We start from the raw sequence: 19560 nt of genomic DNA, 5'->3' as shown, positions 1-19560 counted from the left end.
CTCCTTAAAGATAAGGGCACAGGCCACGCATCTGGCGCAGGTCAGCTATGTTCACACCCATCTTCTCAGCTCCTAAATCAACTTCGTTGGTGACAATGCCCGCATTCGACTTCGTCGACAGGTTTACACGAACATAGACACCATCGATAAATGACATCGCGTAGCAGTATGCTTCATCATAAATGCGCTGCTGGCTGGTTTTGTAATTATGCCCGGCCGTTACAAACCAGTCGTCGTTGTACTTCCCTGCAACAACAGGAACATCGACGTTCTGAAAAATTGTGTAATTTCGTACAATCTTCGCATTCGTTTGGGGCGGGGCCTGCGGCAGCGACGGCGCGGACATGGGCACCTCGACGATCTTTTCGACTTCAACGATTTTCTCCACCGGAACTTCAACAGTCTTTTCGACCTCGATGATCTTTTCTTCCTTTGCCCAGAAGATCCCCTTGCCTATGCCAAGCGCCGCAACTGTTACTGCAACACCGGCAGCAAGAATAACCAACCCGGCCATAGCACCTTTACCGATCCGCTCGCGCATCCGCATCGGCGCCTCATTTTGGGCCAACGCTTGTTCGATGGCGCTGAAATCGTGCTCAACCTTATCCATCATTGACGCTCCTCAGTTTCAATTCCTCCCTGATCGACCGATCCTTGAGGTCGGTCAGACCCCCGGTTATTGGCAGGTATTTGTGGACGACCCGGTCTTTGTAGACGATCTTCTCTACCGTTTTTTTCCGCCGCCAGCGTCGGCGCAGAACGTACCGCCGTAAGGCCTGTCCAATGGACAAGGCCGGAGGCGAAGACCCGATATGCGCGGCAACAAAAGCAGCCATACCGGTAGACAGCGCTGCAGCGGTCGCCACACCTCCAACGATCCACTTGGTTACCACGTTGGCTTGTTTCTCGGTGACCTCGCCAATCGGCGTGGCGTACCATTTTGCAGCAATGTCATAGATGATCGAAGCTCCTGCTTTTTCAGCCACGTGCAGGCGCGCCTTCTCTATCTCGACCCCCAGAGTAAGTTTGTCCACCACAGCCTGCGCGGCGGCATTCTGAGCCTGCAGGAGGGCGTCGTTCGCCCGGGCAAGCTGTTCCTGCACAATCGCGATTTCCGGTCCGGGGTCTTCCGATATAACCAGGATAGCCTGCTCTGCTTCGGCATCTGCAATCAGAGCAGTGATCCGTTTGACCTCAGCCTCGATCAGACTGCCCTCGCCTGCCTGCCAGCGTGTCATTTCACTAGCAATGTAGTTCGCGCGTGTCGGCAAAGATCTCTGGGAGGCTTCTCCCTGACTACGAATTACTGGATTATCGCTGGCCGCCCGACGCTCATTGTCGGCTGTTTGAGCATCCCATTCTGAACCAAACTTGTCGCGCATCTCGGACGCCCTTTGCAGAAGCGCCGCGCGATCTGCCTTGGCTTGAACGAGCTTGGCGTTCAGGTCCTTGCTTGCAGGGGAGGTTGTCAGATTGTCCAGCTGTGCTTGCAGGGCTGCGATCACAGCCTGTTGCGCCTCAAATGACACGTCCGTTGCAAGTCCTTCCCTGCGCTGCCGCAACGCTTCCAGTTCGGTCTGTGCCAGCTGGACATCATGCTGTACCGAGCGAAACCATGTCGATCCTGCCATCGTTACAGTCTCAAAGGTGGCAACTATGCCACCGAGGAGCAATAGAAGGGCAAAGGGTTTCATGATCCAGCGCGACCTGTAGAGGGCATAGCCTGCCGGTATCTTGAAGAATTCCAGGCAAGCGAGGATCAGCGGAAATGCTGCGGCCGACATCGCAAGAGTAAGGTCTTGATGCTCACCGAAGGACTGCAAGCCGATGGCTGCGGCCAACGACAAACCAGCACTGATGATGAGGAACTCTGCACCAAACGCAACGGCAATAATCTTTCTACTTTCACTGTTCAATTTACCAATTCCCACTCGCAATGTTCGCACGCAAAAACACCGCCGCTGTACTTGCGAAACAACCGGTGCTGTTCGTTAGCGATTCCAGAATAAGTTTCGTGGGTGACAAAACCTGTCATATTACCGCTGCGCGAATACGGCAGCCGAAAAGTTCAGAAATCCATCTTGCCATGTTTGGATCCCGCGACCGCTCAATTCGGCCGCGGTTTTAATCGGATCAAATGGCGTCTTTGTGCTCCAAGCCGCCATTTGAAGTGTGTTCACCGGTTCCTAAAAAGGGAACGAGTAGATCGCCCAACTGCCTTTAATCTGCCTCATGCAGCAATTGATCTGCGCGTCGTATTATCCGTACCATCAGACCAGACTCGAAATCGGCAATTAACGAACCTTCAGCGAACTTTTCACGACGAACGCAAGTTGTCAGCATTCTGCTCAACTGCTCGGTGTTTGCTTTGGAAAGGGCGAGCCCATCTTCCGCGAACAGCTCCTTGGCTTCTTGCGAGCTGCTCCACTCCGTCCAGTCGAAGGACGCTACCCAATTCTTCTCATACACCATCTCGAAAAACTGACTAACCGGATCGCTGGGAGCGGCGTATGGAAATCGCGTGACACCGCTGGGCGTGTTAGGAGGGACCACCATTTCTCCGGCTGTAAAATTTGCAGCCTCAACAATTGGAAGAAATGCAGCCAGAGCCTGCAACCTTTCACGATCTTCCGACGAGATTTCCATTTGCACCCTCCTACACTTTTCAGAAACGCTGCCTTTGCCGCTCAGCGGTCAACGTGACCTCTGACGCCTGGCATTTATCCAGAACTCGTTTTCACACGAGAAGAACAGATCACCACTATTTCAAGACACGCCCTCGCCCCCTGTATTCCGGGTTGAAGCGGCTCACGAGCCACTTGCGAAAAAACTCAATGGCGTGTGAGAAAGCGTCAACCTGATCATCGTTTGACCCTGCGGGAAACGCGCCAAGTTCCGCAAAAAAATCATTTAGCCAGTCGGCTTCATAAGGTATGTGAACCAGGTCTTGTTCCACGAGGACCATGGCTTTGGCAGCCCTGTCTTCTTTCGACAAACCTTTAAATGTAAGTCCCTGAACAAGAGTACGCCGAATATTGTCAGGATAGTAATCCCAAAGCACCTCAAGAAGAGCAAGACCAGAGCTGGCACGCTCTATGGCGACAAAGTCAGCTTTCCAAAGGATCTGAGTATCAACCACCCGCTTTTTCAGCTGCGGAAAGGTCCAATATCCGCGTTGATTGTCCACCAGATAGACGTTTCCGTTCGTCACTTGCCACACCTGAAAGACGCTGTATGACCCTGACTGTGTGCCTGAGGCTGCGTCAATACTCAGGAATCGAACATCATATGCTTTTGGCAAAGTCTTATACCGCTGGAAGAGACTGATATCGATCTCGCCGCCACCCGCGGGAACAGGGCGTTGTTGATACTGAGCAAGGAAGTTTGCCTCACCCAGCTTAGCCCTCTGAACGTCAAGGACATCCATTGGCAATCGCGCCGCATCAAGAAGCTCACCTTTCTTGAAGTGATAATCTTCGACATCGCTGATGGGGACAATTTGGTCCTCTTCGGCGATTGCCGGGAGGTTCAAGCAGCGCCAACCTTCAGGTTTTTGAAGGTGCGCGGCCGGATCATTTATGGCCAATCTCTGCATCACAAGAACCATTGCGCTGCTTGCCGGATCATTCAGTCGCGTCGACAGCGACGTATCGATCCAATGGTTGACCTTTACGCAGCCGTTCTCAGTGGCCACCTCCGACGCGTCCAGTAAGTCGTCCATAATGCAAATATCTGGCCCTTTGCCGATAACAGCGCCGTTGACAGAAATGGCTTCTCTGAACCCTCCAGCGTCAGTAACGAAAATCCGCTCGTTGTCTTTTAGCGGTGCCCCAGACATTGTCGGGAACGCGACCTTGTACCAGTCGGCATTGACGATCTGACGGAATTTGTTGGCAAGACCGGTCGCCAGATCAAGGTTGTGCGAAACAACAAAAATTTGCAGCCCCGGCTTATGCCCAAGCACGAAGGCGGGCCATGCCACGGAAACAATGATCGACTTCAGACACCGCGGCGGAACGTGGATCATGACCCGTTTTTCGGTTCCATTTTGGACTTGATCGAGCGCATGGCAAATCGCTTCGATGTGCCAGTTGTCGTGCATCTCCTTGCCGTTGTGCAAGGTCTCAAAAACCTTTGCGACGAAGGCCAAAAAGCTTAGCCGGAGAAGAGCGTAGAACTCAGAATTCGTTGGCTTGGTCATCGGCCCCTCCGTTTTGAACCTTGGTCTTTATTGCTTTCTCTGCGTATTTCAGAAGCAAGCGGACATCTGCTTCACTGGCGGGCAAATCCTTTGCTTCGGCTGGTGTCACATCGCCAAAGTACTTGTTGAGTTGCCGGAGCAATTCGCCCAACGCCTTGGGATTTCCTGCCAGTGCGTCCGACACGAGGCGCTTAGCAAAAGCCTCCATTTTGGTGACTTTCAATTCGACGCCCTGTTCCTTCAGGCCGATTTCTGTGGCGAGCTCAGCCTCAATAACGGTTTTCCATGATTTTGAGCCCTTTGGTCGCCCGCCAGGATTGCCGCTCTGACCTGGCTTGAACTTGTGGGCATCTGGCGGGTTGCCGAACCCAACGTTGGAACGGTTCTTGTTGTTGCTCATCAGAATATTTCCTCCGTCCCGGAATCGTTTTCCAGAGTTTCTGGTTCGGCGCACTCATCGGTCCCGACCGCAAGTTCTGCCGCCCTCTCAGCATAGGTTTGGCCGGTCTTTAGAAGAGTTGCCTGTTTGCCAGTCAGCTCTTGCCAACGACGGATTGCCACATCCACATAGGCAGGCGAGATCTCCAACCCGATACAGGCACGTTTGGTTCGTTCTGCGGCCAAAAGCGTTGTGCCGCTTCCCAAAAATGGATCCATAACAATCTGACCAACCGCCGACGCGTCGAGGATGGCATCCTGTACGAGGCGAACCGGCTTGACCGTCGGATGCAGCGTAAAGTCGTCTGCTTCGTCCGCCCGTCCACCGGTGGCGCCAGCATATTCCCAGACATTCGTCCGATATCGACCGTATGAGCCTAATTGAACGTTGTTGGTGTGCGATGCGCCGGTCTTCTTCAGCACAAACACCGTTTCATAACGGGACCGATAGAACGATCCCATCCCGCCATTTGGCTTCACCCAGATGCATTTATTCAGCAGCTCGAGACCTGTCGCCCGGATCGCCTGGTGGAGTTCCCACTCATGCCGCCAGTCCATGCAACAGTATATTAGGCCACCGGGCTTCAGCCTGGACAACACGCTCTTCAGAAAGGCGATCAGAAACAGGATGAATTCTTCGATCGACATCTCACCTGACGCTTCAGCAAATTCATTAAATCCAGAGTTGCCGACGCGTATGTGACCGTTGACCTTCGTGTTATAAGGAGGGTCCGCAAAGACCAAATCGACTGGTTTTTCGCCAAGCGGCTTAGATAACAGACCACAGTTCCGCATGTCGGCGCATGCAACCAGATGATTTCCAGCCCGCCACACATCATTGACCTTAGTGACTGGGGACGCAGAGTGTATCGAGGAAGCGATCTGATCCGCTAGGTCTGGATAGCTCCCCTCTTCAGGCAGCGTCTCAAACAGCCCATCGAGTTCCGGCGGGTCAAATCCGAGATCTGTCAGATCCGTGTTGAACTCGAGCTGGTAGGCCAGTTCGAGAGTCAGCTTGGGCAGGTCAAACTCCCCGGTTTTTTGTATCTGGTTCAGGGCAATTCTCAGGCCACGAACTTCTAAGTCGGTGAGATCCGCCACTCGAATGCACGGGAGTTCTGTCAGCCCGAGTTGACGGGCCGCTTCGACGATCGCGTGACCGTCGATGATTTCGTTGTCTGTTGTAATCAAAACCGGACGCTTCAAGCCGTAACGTCCGATCGACGCTCGGCACTTGGCTATCTGCCGATTGCTCTGCTTTTGAACATTGTGTTTTGCGTGCTGCAAATCGTTGATTGAAACTGCCTCAACGCACAATTCAGACAGCAGATCGTTTTTCTTAGAAATTGAATGTTCCGGACTCGCCGGCTTTGGATAGGTCGTCATCACGCCCTCCTTGAAATCCAGTTTCAGGAAAGTCGCGATGGGGCGTCGACCAGGCCGAGACGGGAATACCAAAAAGGTCGTCCATCACAATTTTAACGAGACACCGGAATCCTCGGCCGGGCATCTCGCCACGCTGCATTAATATAATGAGTCGCCGCCCAAGTCAATATAAGCCTATGATTTGATTGACAAACGCAGCGAAGGTCCTTAAGTTTCGTTCTCTTTCGAGTTGACTAAAGCGGTGCCTTGAGCGTTCTAGTAGACAGGAATTCGGCCGATGAAGCGGTGAGGTCGCAATTCGGAACACAGTGCTCTGGTACAAGAGAATACCCTCTGCCCCGACGTAGGAATGTGCTTTCGAAATTTCCCTGTTAATTTCCCTGTTCTCAGGGAAATCGCGAGACTGGATAGCTGGAGACTGCAAGCACAGCCATGATTTTCCCTAAAATCACGCACTGAATATTGTGCCGCATATTATCGCTTGCTTTCAGCAGGTTATCATCCGGCTATTCCAGCTGAGACCCTAGTTTATGCGCAACAATGGTCGATTTCGGGCCGCAGTCTCAGTTCGCGATTCCGGCGGTACGAGTTTGGTAACTTTGGGAGAGTCTGCAGATCAGAGCGCAGCGAACTGTTCGTGCTGATCTGACCAGATAGCAGGGAAGCCGGACTTGATCAGGTAATCCGTGGTCAGACCGTCAGGTTGTTCGCCTGCAGCGATGGCCTCCAGGACGTCAGGCGCCAGCGTGGCCAGATCGACCACATCCTGAACTCGTCGTTTGGAAGTGCCCTCTGTTTCCGCAATTTCTGAGAACGTTCTGCCATCAATAATCATCGCCAACCGCCGGCGCGCCTTAACGACGTTGCGGACAAGTGTTTGATCGATCTCAGGCGGTGAATCGCCAAGATGCAGTTTCAGCTCCACGCCTCTGCGGCGCATCCGGAATGGCGCTTCGATTGTTAGCTCCCTGGCATCGACCTGATCTACCCTGCACTCAATCATCTGTGCCAGTGCCTGGAGATCCAGTTGCACCCTCAGAGACCCCTGTTGCAAATCTGCCCGCAAAATCAGACCGAGGTATTTCCTGACGGACTGGCAATCTCTGAGAAGCTCCGTTGCTGAAGCAATCTCGGCCGCTGACATATCCCGCGCCATTGATGTCACGGCGTTCGGTCGCTTCAGATATTGCCTGATCACTTCGACCAGGAGGCTCTCGAGCTGTTCTGCCGGCAACCGCCACGCATCAGAATGCTTCTGACTGCGATCCGTCACCAGCCGGCCGGAGATATAGTAACGCAAACGCTTCCCATTTTTGCGACTATGGCTGGGCGTCAGCCTATCTCCGGTTTCATCAAAAAGCTTTCCGGCGAGCAGTGATCGCTTCGCTTTCTGCTTTACTCCACGCTCCCTTGCCGCTCCATCCGTCAAAAGCTGCTGCACCCGCTCCCACACTGCCGGGTCAACGATGGCAGGGTGCTGCCCCTCATAAACCTGACCCTTGTGTCGGATGCGGCCAGAATAGATAGGATTGCTGAGCAAATGATGGATGTGTCCGCGGTCAAAGCACTTACCGCCTGCCACACGTCCGCCCGGGCGCTCCCGACGGCGCGAACGGAGACCCAGTGCCTCAGCCTGCTCTTTCACATCAAGAATGCTCCGATGCTCCAGATAGAGATCGTAGAGCGCCCTGATGATCTCAGCTTCTTTTTCATCGATTTTCAACGTTCGGCCATCCGCCTGATACCCGAGTGGAACATTCCCGCCCATCCACAGACCCTTGCGTTTCGAGGCTGCGATCTTGTCCCGGATGCGTTCAGCGGTGACTTCCCGTTCGAACTGGGCGAAGCTGAGCAAAACGTTGAGTGTCAGGCGGCCCATGCTGGTAGACGTATTGAAGGACTGAGTAACGGACACAAACGATGCGTCGGCTGCGTCGAGACGTTCGACCAGTTTCGCGAAGTCAGCCAGCGAACGAGTCAGCCGATCGATCTTGTAGACAACAATCTGGTCAACACGATTTTCATCTACAGCCTGCATCAGCCGCCGTAGCGCAGGGCGGTCAAGATGACCGCCCGAGATACCGCCATCGTCATAGTAGTCCGGCAGAAGTTCCCATCCCTCGTGCTTCTGGCTGGAGATGTAAGCTTCACAGGCTTCCCGCTGGGCATCCAGCGAATTGAAATCCTGCTCCAGCCCCTCCTCCGAGCTTTTCCTCGTGTAAATGGCGCAGCGGATACGTCGCATCATTGAACCCCGAAGAAGCGCGGGCCTGACCAATGCGCTCCGGTGATGTGCTTTGCGATGGCTGACAGGGAACGCCACGTTATACCATCCATGACGTACCCGCCTTCAGTGACTTCGACCTGATAGGTCTGTCCGTTCCACTCCCGGACCAGATGAGACCCAGGCCTGGCGGTCGTGGGCAACACTTTCCCAGCCGCAATCTGCTTCAGGCGTCGGGTGGTTTTCGCTGACACACTGCCCAGCGTTTTGTTTTGCATATCCCAGATCAGCACCCGCTTCATGAACTGTGGCGAAAGATACTTTGGGGGCAAGCGACCGAAGGCCTCACGCCATCGGTCGAGGCACGCAGCGCGATCAAGGGCGGCGATCTCTGATATCAGGATCGATACCTTTTCGTTTTGCTCCACTTTCATTGGGTGCTCTGCGCCTCGACAATTCGGTAAACCGATCCCTTGTCTGTCTCCAGTCTGTCCACAACGCATCCGGCTTTGCGCTGCGCGGATATCGCGGCGCGTGCCGTATGCGCCTGCCAACCGAAGGTCTTTTGAAGTTGTGCGATTGTGACGCCGGATTTCCGCGTGAGCATTCTGTGAAGCTGCTTATGACGGGTCAGCTTTTTGCCAAACTTTGTGGTTCTGGCCGAACTTTGCGCTACCGCATTTCGTGTAGTCATCGTGTTTCTCCACTCTGCGAGCAAAGGTCCATCCCTCGCCCCGTACTGAGTGGAGCCCGGTGATCCCGGGCGAATGCGACACAGACAGTACCGCTCTGAACCGCCAGGAAGTCCAGTCCAGTTGTAAAAAATGTTCTCGCCTCACTAGATCGCAGGGCACAGGCTTCTGTGTCTGCTTTCCGCTCTTAAGCAGTCATCTGAGTAAAATGCTCGGATGTCAGCACCGAGCCCATCTTCGACATTTGCGCGGGCCGCAGTTTCAGCCACGCAGGGTCGGCTTTTCCTGATGTTTCGAATTAAAATTAGTCGGTAAAACCACAGTGGGAAACGTGACACGATCTATTTTTTTAGCTCGATGCTGACACTTACCTGCAATCCCGGAATAAGTATGACCTCAGGATTCGGGATTTCCGCCCAGACCTGCAACCCGCCATCGGAATTCAACTCTGTTCCAACGAAGGCCACTTTTCCGGTCTGCTCATAGCGTTCTCCTGTCGGCAACGTCACGTGAACAGCGAAACGATCCAGATACTCTTCGATGCGCTCCGGGGCGGCATGGTGCAACTCCAGCAAAGAGTCATATGGGTGCGCAAACGAAACCAGCGCTGGGTCAACCTGAACAATTTCCGCAAGCGGCTTTCCAGTCTCGGTTTTGAGATAGGCATCGCGGGTCAGGCGCGGCGAGTCGATGTACCCCGCAATAGGTGCGGTAATCGTTGTACTGGCCAACTCAAGCTTTCGAAGATCCAGCCCAATCCGCGCCTCGTCAACGGCAACCTTTGCAAGCGCGAGCCGCGCCGACGCATCCTCTAGCTGCACTTGCGTCGCGGTTCCCCTGTCTTCGAGCTTGCTGACACGCTCGACATTTGCCTCGGCTTGGGCCAACTCAATCTGCCGCCTGTCCAAGAGAGCCTGGGCGGCATTTACCTGATGTTCATACACCACACTGCTCAACGAGAAGAGCAATTGGCCAGCCTCGACGCGGTCTCCCTTTGTGAAATGGATATCGGTCAGAAAGCCATTTACAGAATTGGCGACCTGAGATCGCATGCTGGCTTCAATACGCCCCTCAAATCGCAGGTCGGCCAACTTGTCAGCAAGTTTGTCCACGCCTTGAGCGAGAGCCGACACGGGGAAAATCACAAACAAGGCGAGCAAAATACGGGCGTTCAAAATTCTAAGTCTCCTGACAAAGGTGGGTATCCGGTAACCAGTCTATGACCTAACATAAATCGGAAGTTAGCCAAAAGCTTTGGGGCAAAACTCGTTATTCCGTTGAGGGGGAAGCGTAATGAACACAAAGGTTACTAAAGCATACCAACTTGTGGCTTGCGCTGTATTGGGCGCGTCGGCAATTGGATGCCCGTCCCATGCCCGGCCAATATGTGCGAACCAGACCCTGCCTGAGCTCCCCGATGTTTCAATTGCTTCGGTCGCAGAAGTGCCCGCCCCTGCGCCACATTGCAAAGTTTCCGGTGTGATTGGTGGCAAGATCAATTTCGAACTCCTGCTACCGGAAAATTGGAACGGCAAATTTGTCATGGGCGGTGGAGGCGGATTCGTCGGTTCCGTGATGAATACCTCCCTTATCGATGGCTCACTTCAATTGGGTTACGCCACTGTCGGCACTGACACAGGACATCAGGGGCATCCAGCCGACGCCAGTTGGGCCCTCAACGACCTCGAGGCGCTGGTCAATTTCGGACATCTGGCAGTTCATCGAACAGCAGTCACAGCCAAGGCCCTGACCAAGGCATTTTATGAAAAACCAATTGCTCGAAGCTACTTTACCGGGTGCTCCCGGGGCGGTGGACAGGCAATAATGTCCGCTATGCGTTACCCAGAAGATTTTGACGCGGTTGCGGCTGGCGCCTATGCGGTTGACTGGACGGGAATTGCCGTGCAGGCAACTCAGATCAACCAGGCGATGTACCCAGACCCAAACAATATCGAAGAGGCTGTCATTGGGCCAGAAGCTCAGGCGCTGGTCGAGAGTTCATATCTGGCGGTCTGCGATGGGCTGGATGGGCTCGAGGATGGCATCCTCAATGACCCCCGGAAGTGCGGGTTTGACGTGGCCAGCCTGCAATGCGAAGGCGACAATTCCGAAGACTGTCTGAGCGCCAGAGAAGTTGCTGCGTTCAAGGCGGTCTATGACGGCCCCAAGAACTCCGATGGCGACAGCTTGTATTACGGTTTCCCATTTGGCGGCGAAACAGCCGAGGGAGGTTGGAGCCGCTGGTTGACAGGTGGCATGAAGTATCAGGACGACGATGGGAGCTTCCAGGAGGGCGTCGGATCAGGTGGATTTGATGAACCTGTGTCGCCGAGCGCTTTTTTCAGCTTTGGCAACGGCATTATGCAGAATTTCGTCTATCACGATCCCAATTGGACCTATGAGAACTTCGATTTCGGCACCTATGCACAGGATTCTGCCGCGGCTGCGGAGACTCTGAATGCGACAAACCCGGATTTGTCCGCCTACCGCGCTCGTGGTGGCAAGATGCTGCTGTATTCCGGCTGGTCCGACAACGCGCAATCGGGCCTTGCAATGGTCGGGTATTACGAAGACGTTCTGGCTCATGATCCAAGTGCAGCCGACGATATTCGCCTGTTCATGATGCCCGGCGTAGAGCACTGCTTTGGCGGTCCCGGGCCCTCCTGGGTCAATTTTCTAGTTGAGATCGACAAGTGGGCGGAAACCGGAGAAGCGCCTGATCACATTACGGCCCTTTGGCTGGATGACAGCGCTCAGCCAGCCGGTGGCCGACCCGTTTGCGCCTATCCAAGTGTTGCCCAATATGACGGTCGTGGCGACCCCCGGGACCCTGCGAGTTTCAACTGTGACGCAGGCAACTGAGGTGATACAGGTAAACACCGAAAGTCGGCTTAGTCCCGCAAGTAGGTCATCGAACGCAAAAGGAATAAGGTCTGCTATCCAGAGGAGCGGCCGTTCGCGTCTAGACGTTTGAACACTCGGTTTAAGTTGAGATGACGGACGGCTGCTGCCGTCTGCCAAATCCTCAAAGATCGATCTTCTCTGCAATGCTCAATGCATCGTCGAGTTCGATTCCAAGATACCTAACCGTGCTATCTACTTTTGTATGTCCGAGCAGAAGCTGGACGGCCCGAAGGTTAGGTGCGCTGGTAAATGCGATCAACCAACGCCCTTCTCCATGGTTTTGACGCCAGTTTGACAGCATCACCGCAAGGCGGATTATCTCGGGACTGGTTTTGAAGTACTTGAAGGAGGCAGGTCTGGTCATGGACAAAAGTTACGCAACCGTCCTGCCCCGCTCAAGCAAAGTTGTTCTGACACGACCGACCTCTCATTCATTTCTTCTCGAACCAGTAAATGCCATCCCAATCAGAGGCCGGTGGTTTAGACGCAAACCTTTTGCATCTTTTGGCAAAGATATCCACAAGCTGCTTGTTGGAAGCGGTTTCTCGATGCCTTTCCAGCGCGTCCAATGCATCACCCCATTCTCCCGACTGATATAAGGCGTAGCATGAGCTCCATTCTTCGAGTTCGCGTTTCTTGGCTGCGCTCACCAGAAAACCACCGTCATCATCTTTTTCCGCGATTAGTTCAAAGATGCGGCTAGGGAAGCTAGTTCCAGCAGGCACGACAAAGTCAATTTCGCGCAGCACAAACTTGTTCTCGACATGAACGGCCACATCTGACGATACGAGAATTCTTGTGCCGTAAACTTTATTCAACCCTTCCAGTCTGGAAGCAAAATTAACGGCAGCACCAAGCGCAGTGTATTGCAATCTTGAGAGAGACCCAACGTTACCGACAACGACGCGACCCGTGTGTAGGCCGAAACGTGTGTGCAAGGGACGAAACGGTAAAGCTCCGTTATCAGAATTGAGTATCGTCTCAGCCTGTAAACACGCCAAAGCTGCTCGGCAAGCATGGACAGGGTGATCAGTATCATCGAGCGGAGCATTCCATAGAGCCATGATGGCATCTCCAATGTACTTGTCCACTGTACCCTGATTACCGGATATCTCTTTTTCCATTGTTTCGAAATACTCGGACAAAGCAGGCATCAGAACTTCGGGTTCAAGTCCCTCGGTTTGGCGCGTAAACCCTTTGAGATCGGCGAACATAAGAGTCACGTCGCGCGTTTCTCCCCCAACGCTAATTCTCTCTGCTTTTGAAAGGATAGAGCGCACCAGCTCCTTTGGTACGAACGCACCGAAACTCGACAATCCAGCCTTCATACTTGCAATGGCTGTTTCGAGTTCGGCGACTTCCTGAATATTTGATTTCAGGTTCAAGTTCTCACTTAGTTCAAAGTTACTGACTTTTCTCGCTTCCGTGGCCACGCGCACAAGATTTTTGCTCAACAGTCGGGCGACAACAAAGGTAAATGCGACAGCCAGAAACAAAGCAAGTACGCCGATTTGCATAGCACGGGTCGTGTTTCGTTTTATTTCTCCGATAAACTCATCTTCCGGCACTATAAGCCCGAGCGTAGGTTGGGCACCGAAGACTTCAGGGATTGGCATCACAGATGTGATATAGTTTCTTTCATCGGATGCTGAAGCTATGCGGAAAAAATCCTGCTGACTTTCTCGCCATTTATCAATGACACTGTCAATAATTTTGCTACTGCCTTCAATTGACTCGTTCGTATTGGAACTCACGAAGCGCGCCGCTCCACCTTCGGACCGCGAGCTGGTGTACGATAGTAGGCGACCTTCGCGATCCAACATAAAAACCAAACCATGATCGCCGATCCTGATATCGTCTAGGATTTGCGAAAGTGCCGATATTGTTATGTCGAGCGCGACGACGCCAAGCAATTTACCTTCGTCGTCGACTACGGTTTTTGAGAACGTTGCACCCAGACGCCCTGTGCTCTCAAACTGATAAAGCGGTGAAACGTAAATGCCGCTTTGCTCTAAAGCCCCGCGATACCAAGGGCGCGTTCGAGGATCGTAGACAGTGGTTCCACTACGAAATGGCGTGGCCAGCGAACGGCCATTGGACCAAAAATATGTTTCGACGCGCTCGCCAGATTGATCGGAAATTATTCGTTGGACGCGATCTACTCCTTCCGGCACTGGCAAGGCGCTCGGCCCAAAGGTTTTCCAGTGTTTTGGCAGGTTTATGTTTTGGAAAAAGTCGCCGGATTTTTCCTCTCCAAAATATAAACCATAGTAGTGCTCATTACCCTGCATCTGCGAATAGAGCACGTCCAATCCTGCACTTGAGCCAGCATACTCCGTAAACTTAGAAAGAAAGACAGATGTAGAAGATACGACATTTCCCGCTCCGCGTATTACGGTTAGCATCTCATCAACTGACTGGCTTCTGGCCTCGGCCATCCGCTCTTTCGCGGTACGAATGGCGAGTTCTCTGTTGCCAAAATAAAGAATGGCAACCAGCATTGCTGTTACGACTAATGTCAGTAACGTGAATAATATCGCAACACCGATATGGAGACGTACTTTCATACCGGCAATTAGTTGAAATGTGGCAATGGAAGTCCAGCCGCTCGTCGTCTCAATAATGAAAATCTTGAGGAAATTGGTCCTTTAGGACAAAAAAGTATTGGCACTAGTGTTCTTCCTTGGCTCCTTTAGCGCTTTTGGTTCGCCCAAACGGGTGGATCGTCAGACGGGGGTTCAAGCCTCGCCAATGTATTGAACACTCGCACTTAAGCTTTTGTTGTGGCACATACCACTGCCTTCACAGTTAGCACTTCGAAAATTGGCTTCCAAGATCTCCAAACCGTAGAAATAGTAGTATTGGGCTGAAGGAAACTGCGTTCGTTTCAAAACTGAAATGGTTGTCCAATCATCATTTGCAGCCTAACTCCTTCGTCAGAAAATGCGGTATCTGCTCTGACTACAAAGCCTTGAACCCAGGCGCGCAACCCAATACCAGCGCTCCATTTCATGTCAGAATGCAGTTCGCCAAGATCGTAACTGCCTGCGACGCGCCCCATCTCAACAAATGGAACAACCTGTACCCACTCAACACCCAACAGTTCTTGGGCGGAGGGCCATTGGTCGAATGGATTCCAATGCGGAGTCATGCGAAGTTCCGCAGAATAATAAATGGCAGAACGATCATTGAATCTCTCTTCCGGAAAGCCGCGCATACGAAACAAACCTCCAAGCGTGGCTCCAGTGTAAGGAGGAGGACGATTGGAGATAACTCCACCATTTTCACTCCATGACGGTGTGTCTGCAGTCCAGAAATCGAATGCAAGCACACGACTACGAAACCACGCAGACTCACCAAAATCGTGATAGGCATCAAATTCAGCCTGCATCACAGTCCAGGAATCTGTGCTGTCAAACCAGCCGAAATCCCTTGAGTATTGCAGCTTGAGGCCAACGCCTTTCGTGGGGTTCACCGGAAAGTCACGGTTATCCCAGAAGTAGACGAAATCAAGACCATTCGTTCGTAACTCGCCGTCGAAATCATCTCCGTCGCTCACCAACGCTCTGTGAAACGGCCTTATCTCAAAAAAGCTTCGCCCACTTTCAAATGGGTTCAGAGACGATCCACCTGTCGCGCCGGAAACCAGGAAGCCATCGCGTATACTGTAGTCAGGAACAACTTGATTGCGACCGTGACCTATCGGCAAAAGATACTTGAACCGGACTCGCGAAAACACGTCCGAACCGCTTCCTGTGACAAAGTTGTCTTTGTTCGAGTCATTCGTTCCAGCTCGCTCCCCTGCGAAATCCGGATTGCCGTCTACATATGTGTCTGCGTCGTTGTAATAACCGAGAGAAAATATGGGATCGATAAAGAGGCGCTTCCATCGAGGGACCTGTAAGTCTTCCGCAGCAAGAAAACCTGTTGCTGAGCCAGTGTCACCAGCAATAATTGTGCCAAGTATCCTAGCCTGAGGTTGCAGATAACCTACCCGTCCTTCTACCCAGCCTGCGCTCAGACCAAATGTTTCATTATAAAAGGCAAATGGAAGGCTGAGTCTGAGACCGGAATAGTCCTCAACTTCCTCAGCCAACACCGAAGGCGTTAAAGCGCTAAACATGAGAAACAAGGCCAAAAGTTGCATGGCGACCGCGTTCGGTCTGCAATCGCGTGGCTTTGGCACCTCAGAAATCAAGTCTAAAGTCCCCTTTTCATTCGTATTTTAGAATATAAAAGGTCGAAGGATTTTGATAATGATTTTAAGCGCTACCGGTAAAAGAATGTTTCGGTGTGACAATTCAAAAACTGACGAATGCCACTTCGCGATACGCAGAAAGTTGGTTCTGGAGAAATAAGCCGCACTCGAAATCTTTGGGTTACCGCCTTCGACCTTTAAAATCATGTGCCGCGCGCGGACCTCTGTGCGAAGCAACTTTTGCCTTGGCGGCACCGGTACAAGAAACGGCAAAGGAGAAAGTCTCGTGATTGGTCAATTGTTGCTGGGCTCAGTTATCACGCTGTTCTCAATTATGACAGGCGCGATAATGTGGGGCGTTCTCAATGAGGTACTTGAAAAAATGGAGCCGTGGCTTCGACATTCGAAAAACCGATTTATGTCATTTGTAGTGGTTTTGATCATGGTTGTGGTTTGCATAATGAGCGTGACCACATTCGGCGTTTGGTTGTGGGCCCTAGTTTTTTTGCAGATGTCAGTATTCAGCACGATGGAAGAGGCGGTGTACTACTCACTGGTAGCATATACGACCTTGGGTATTGGCGATGTAGTCGTCCCACAGGACCAACGATTGCTTGGCGGGATGACAGGTGCAAACGGTTTTTTTATGTTTGGTTTGATGACAGCAATGCTCACTGATATTTTTCGCCACGTGGGAAGGATGCAACGCGGCTTGAAAGACTAATAAATTGCTGTTGGCGGCAAGCAGGAGTTTTTCCTGCTCGAAATACCTTTATGTAAAAAGAGTTGGAACCAACTTCAATTAAGCTCGATCACCCACTCTGGGAACATAATATACCAGACTAACTGCACCAAAATGCGCTGCGCGTCAGCGTGAAATGCCCGAATGAAAAAATAGCTTTCAAGTTGAATTAATTTCGGACGCGAACTGCACGGCGGATTGAGAGGCGAAAGGATACACGTCTGTATCCCAGGTCAAAAACGACGCAAGAAGCCCGCTCAATACGACAAGCGTCGTGACCTGCCCCCCGAAACTTCCCTCGTTCTGATGTAGAGTTTGCTCAACCGTTCGAAGGAGCAAACGAATGCGAAAGAGCCGTTTCACCGATACGCAGATCATCGGGATGATCAAGGAACAGGAAGCCGGAATGCCGACAGCGGAGGTTTGCCGCAAGCACGGCCTCAGCCAGGGCACGTTCTACAAAGACGACACGATTGGTATCCAACTACGTTCTTCTCCGCTGTCGCTTTGGCTGCAGCGATCAACTTCTGGCTATGAAACTCAATTAAGCCTGACTCTAAGGTAAGTTCGATACAAACAATTGGATAATAAATGCATTGGCAATATCGACAAAGAAAGCTGAAACCAGCGGAAGTACAATGAAGGCAAGCGGAGATGGGCCATACTTATGCGTAACAGCAGTCATGTTTGCGATGGCCGTTGGTGTAGCTCCAAGAGCGAAACCTGCGAAACCCGCTGACATCACGCCAGCAAAATAGTTTCGCCCCATCGTTCGATAGACAACGAATATGATGAAAGCAGCCGCAGCCGCAGCTTGAAGCGTCATAGTGAAGGCTAAAACACCTGCGGAACCCGCCAAAGTCCAAAGTTGCATACTCATTAGAGACATTGAAAGAAACACCGCTAGCGAGAAGTCTTGCAATAGTTGCAAGGAGGCGGTCCCCGTTGGCGTCTTGATCTTTGGAAAAACTCTGGGCATCAGGTTTGCAAGTAAAATGCCAGAAAGAAGGCATGGCACAAAGAGCGGTAAGTTTGCTCCGGTTAATTCCAGCGATTCATCTGCAATGAAGCCAATCACAATTGCTAGATGTGTCCAAAGAATAGCTCTCATCATTCCAGGATTCGTCGGACCACCGGTCGGATCGGTTGAAGCAACCATCCCACTGCCTTCTTCGTTGGAATTGGCAGCCGCAGTTTTTTCCTTCGCACTTGGTTCTAGTTGGTCACGGGCGATCAAGTAGCTTGCGATTGGACCACCTATCAGGCTCGCCATGATCAACCCGATCGTCGCTGCGGCTATACCGAGTTCTGCTGCGCCCGCTACAGCGTATTGCTCTTCTACCACTGGGCCCCACGCTATGGCTGTACCGTGACCACCAATTAGTGATGTTGTGCCCATCATCACACCAGCTTGAGATGGCAACCCAAATAGTGAAGCCCCGACAACGCCTATTCCGTTTTGGATAAACATGTACCCAATGGTCAGTACAAGCATAAGACCCAGAAGCGGTCCGCCTTTTATTAGGTCCGAAAACCTGGCATTAAGCCCGATTGTGGTGAAGAAATAGATTAGCAAAGAGTCGCGCGAAGCCAGATCATAAACTACTTCTCGCCCAGTCACAGTCACCACGCCTAGCGTCACAAGTGCAGCCAGCAAGCCCCCTGAAACCGGTTCGGGGATTGAGTACTTGCGTAAAAACTCAAACTGCTCTGTGAGCCTTGAACCGAGAAAGTACACAACGATGCCCAGTGTCACAGCAATAAAACTATCCACCAATATCGGTTCTGCCATGAACTTTCTCCAAACTTTGCAACACAACATGTCGATCAATAAACAAGCCGAACAAGTGCATTCAGAAGATGTGGTCAGACGGTAGAATACTTTTGAACAGTAGTGCAACAGGACAACAAAAGTTGAGTATGAAAACAAACTGGTATCCGCAGATTGGCCTGCCTAAAATGCAAGTGATCCGTTCCAGTTAACCGAGCGGGGCAATAGAAGGCCCACACAAAGTTCATATCGGTTAGGCTTATCAGATCAAGTGCAGCGCCAAAGAGAATAGTTTCCTTCATTGCAAATATGAATTGTGCAACGAAACGGTCCTGCTGCTAGGTATGGTTAGTTCCAAAAACAAACAGACTACCACCCCATGAACCACAAAAGGCCTACCAACGTGAAACAACTAGTCAAATGCGCTATTGGCATCCTCCTGCTTGCTTTTACTGGCACTTCTGCAGTCGCAGAAAAAAAACATTTTTACATCTTCCTTGGCGAAGAGACAGTTCTAAACGACATTGAAAACTGTGTTTATGAAATAATGAAACAAGGTGTCGAAGTAGATGAAAGCGAAAGCAGAGTACTCTATGAGTTTGCGCAGGGAATTATCCTAATTTATGCTCTTAAATACGTCAGTTATCGAACCACTGGAAAAATACCAGAGTCATACAGCGAAGATGAAGCCGAAATTTTGCAATCAGGTGAGATAGACGAATTTTTCGAACACTGCTTTGAGTGACCGAAAGACGATCAGTTAAAGTCTTGTGATAAAGGTTTTCCGCCCCAGCAGGTAGGTGACCCTTTGGTCACGAAGCGTTAAGTTGGCAGGCAATCCGTAAACTCTGACAACGGACAGTCAAGCTATCCAGAACCTACGCGTCCAGAATTTCAGGCGCCTCTATTACAGGCCACCAGACATGCGAAGCGAGCCATTCATAGTCGGCCCGGCCCACACAATTCACACAAGTTGACTGCTTGTGTGCGAAAATTAGTTCTTG

The 19560-nt window shown here is 51.8% G+C and carries 16 protein-coding genes and 3 pseudogenes; 4 read left to right on the top strand and 15 right to left on the bottom strand.

Annotated features, from left to right (window positions below; translation table 11 throughout):
- Positions 1-4: 4 nt before the first annotated feature.
- From RUE5091_RS23380 to RUE5091_RS00460, 10 genes are all read right to left on the bottom strand, one after another.
- Positions 5-613, bottom strand: a complete 609-nt coding sequence (locus tag RUE5091_RS23380) for a hypothetical protein (RefSeq protein ID WP_207383704.1) — start codon at positions 611-613, stop codon at positions 5-7.
- Positions 603-1916 (bottom strand): hypothetical protein, encoded by a 1314-nt coding sequence (locus RUE5091_RS00500; RefSeq protein ID WP_058279930.1) that lies wholly within the window; start codon positions 1914-1916, stop codon positions 603-605. Before RUE5091_RS00500 ends, RUE5091_RS23380 begins: the two co-directional genes overlap by 11 nt.
- Before the next feature lie 304 nt (positions 1917-2220).
- Positions 2221-2646, bottom strand: a complete 426-nt coding sequence (locus RUE5091_RS00495; RefSeq protein WP_058279929.1) for a DUF6508 domain-containing protein — start codon at positions 2644-2646, stop codon at positions 2221-2223.
- Positions 2647-2761: 115 nt separating this feature from the next.
- Positions 2762-4201, bottom strand: a complete 1440-nt coding sequence (terL, locus tag RUE5091_RS00490) for a phage terminase large subunit (protein WP_082643507.1) — start codon at positions 4199-4201, stop codon at positions 2762-2764.
- Entirely contained in the window at positions 4179-4601 is a 423-nt protein-coding gene (locus tag RUE5091_RS00485) for a DUF5681 domain-containing protein (RefSeq protein ID WP_058279927.1), read from the bottom strand. Before RUE5091_RS00485 ends, terL begins: the two co-directional genes overlap by 23 nt.
- Positions 4601-6025, bottom strand: coding sequence for a site-specific DNA-methyltransferase (locus RUE5091_RS00480; RefSeq protein ID WP_058279926.1), 1425 nt, complete (start codon positions 6023-6025; stop codon positions 4601-4603). The genes RUE5091_RS00485 and RUE5091_RS00480 overlap by 1 nt, the downstream gene beginning before the upstream one ends.
- 616 nt (positions 6026-6641) lie before the next feature.
- The gene (locus RUE5091_RS00475) at positions 6642-8270 is read right to left on the bottom strand and encodes a recombinase family protein (protein WP_058280334.1); all 1629 of its coding nucleotides are present in this window, start codon (positions 8268-8270) and stop codon (positions 6642-6644) included.
- Positions 8270-8683, bottom strand: coding sequence for a DUF2924 domain-containing protein (locus tag RUE5091_RS00470; RefSeq protein WP_082643506.1), 414 nt, complete (start codon positions 8681-8683; stop codon positions 8270-8272). Before RUE5091_RS00470 ends, RUE5091_RS00475 begins: the two co-directional genes overlap by 1 nt.
- Positions 8680-8943 (bottom strand): DUF3489 domain-containing protein, encoded by a 264-nt coding sequence (locus RUE5091_RS00465; RefSeq protein ID WP_058279925.1) that lies wholly within the window; start codon positions 8941-8943, stop codon positions 8680-8682. The genes RUE5091_RS00470 and RUE5091_RS00465 overlap by 4 nt, the downstream gene beginning before the upstream one ends.
- A gap of 339 nt (positions 8944-9282) precedes the next feature.
- Entirely contained in the window at positions 9283-10116 is an 834-nt protein-coding gene (locus tag RUE5091_RS00460; protein ID WP_131726251.1) for an efflux RND transporter periplasmic adaptor subunit, read from the bottom strand.
- Positions 10117-10234: 118 nt separating this feature from the next.
- Here RUE5091_RS00460 and RUE5091_RS00455 point away from each other — a divergent pair, with 118 nt between their 5' ends.
- On the top strand, positions 10235-11803 hold the full coding sequence (locus RUE5091_RS00455) for a tannase/feruloyl esterase family alpha/beta hydrolase (protein ID WP_082643505.1): 1569 nt from the start codon (positions 10235-10237) through the stop codon (positions 11801-11803).
- 163 nt (positions 11804-11966) lie between these two features.
- Here RUE5091_RS00455 and RUE5091_RS23475 read toward each other — a convergent pair.
- The 4 genes and pseudogenes from RUE5091_RS23475 to RUE5091_RS00440 form a co-directional block, all read right to left on the bottom strand.
- Positions 11967-12096, bottom strand: a pseudogene (locus RUE5091_RS23475) (integrase); the annotation flags it as partial.
- A gap of 44 nt (positions 12097-12140) precedes the next feature.
- Positions 12141-12215 (bottom strand): annotated as a pseudogene (locus RUE5091_RS23915) (IS6 family transposase); the annotation flags it as partial.
- A 61-nt stretch (positions 12216-12276) separates the two neighbouring features.
- Positions 12277-14412: an adenylate/guanylate cyclase domain-containing protein gene (locus RUE5091_RS00445; protein ID WP_058279922.1), complete on the bottom strand. Its 2136-nt coding sequence runs from the start codon at positions 14410-14412 to the stop codon at positions 12277-12279.
- Between the two features lie 320 nt (positions 14413-14732).
- Entirely contained in the window at positions 14733-15992 is a 1260-nt protein-coding gene (locus tag RUE5091_RS00440) for a BamA/TamA family outer membrane protein (protein WP_058279921.1), read from the bottom strand.
- Positions 15993-16329: 337 nt separating this feature from the next.
- On the opposite strand from RUE5091_RS00440, the gene RUE5091_RS00435 reads away from it, so the two are divergent.
- Positions 16330-16767, top strand: a complete 438-nt coding sequence (locus tag RUE5091_RS00435) for an ion channel (protein ID WP_165590731.1) — start codon at positions 16330-16332, stop codon at positions 16765-16767.
- 361 nt (positions 16768-17128) lie between these two features.
- Positions 17129-17248 (top strand): annotated as a pseudogene (locus RUE5091_RS00430) (transposase); the annotation flags it as partial.
- A gap of 93 nt (positions 17249-17341) precedes the next feature.
- On the opposite strand, the gene gltS reads toward RUE5091_RS00430, so the two are convergent.
- Positions 17342-18577 carry a sodium/glutamate symporter gene (gene gltS / locus RUE5091_RS00425; RefSeq protein ID WP_058279919.1) on the bottom strand — a complete coding sequence of 412 codons (1236 nt, stop codon included), beginning with the start codon at positions 18575-18577 and terminating at the stop codon, positions 17342-17344.
- A 382-nt stretch (positions 18578-18959) separates the two neighbouring features.
- Between gltS and RUE5091_RS00420 the strand changes: the two genes are divergently transcribed.
- Positions 18960-19301 (top strand): hypothetical protein, encoded by a 342-nt coding sequence (locus tag RUE5091_RS00420; protein ID WP_131726250.1) that lies wholly within the window; start codon positions 18960-18962, stop codon positions 19299-19301.
- Positions 19302-19560 lie beyond the last annotated feature (259 nt).

The sequence above is a fragment of the Ruegeria denitrificans genome (assembly GCF_001458295.1).
Taxonomy (GTDB): domain Bacteria; phylum Pseudomonadota; class Alphaproteobacteria; order Rhodobacterales; family Rhodobacteraceae; genus Ruegeria; species Ruegeria denitrificans.
The sequence above is the reverse complement of the archived record's forward strand: the minus strand, read 5'-3'. Positions and strand labels throughout refer to the sequence as shown.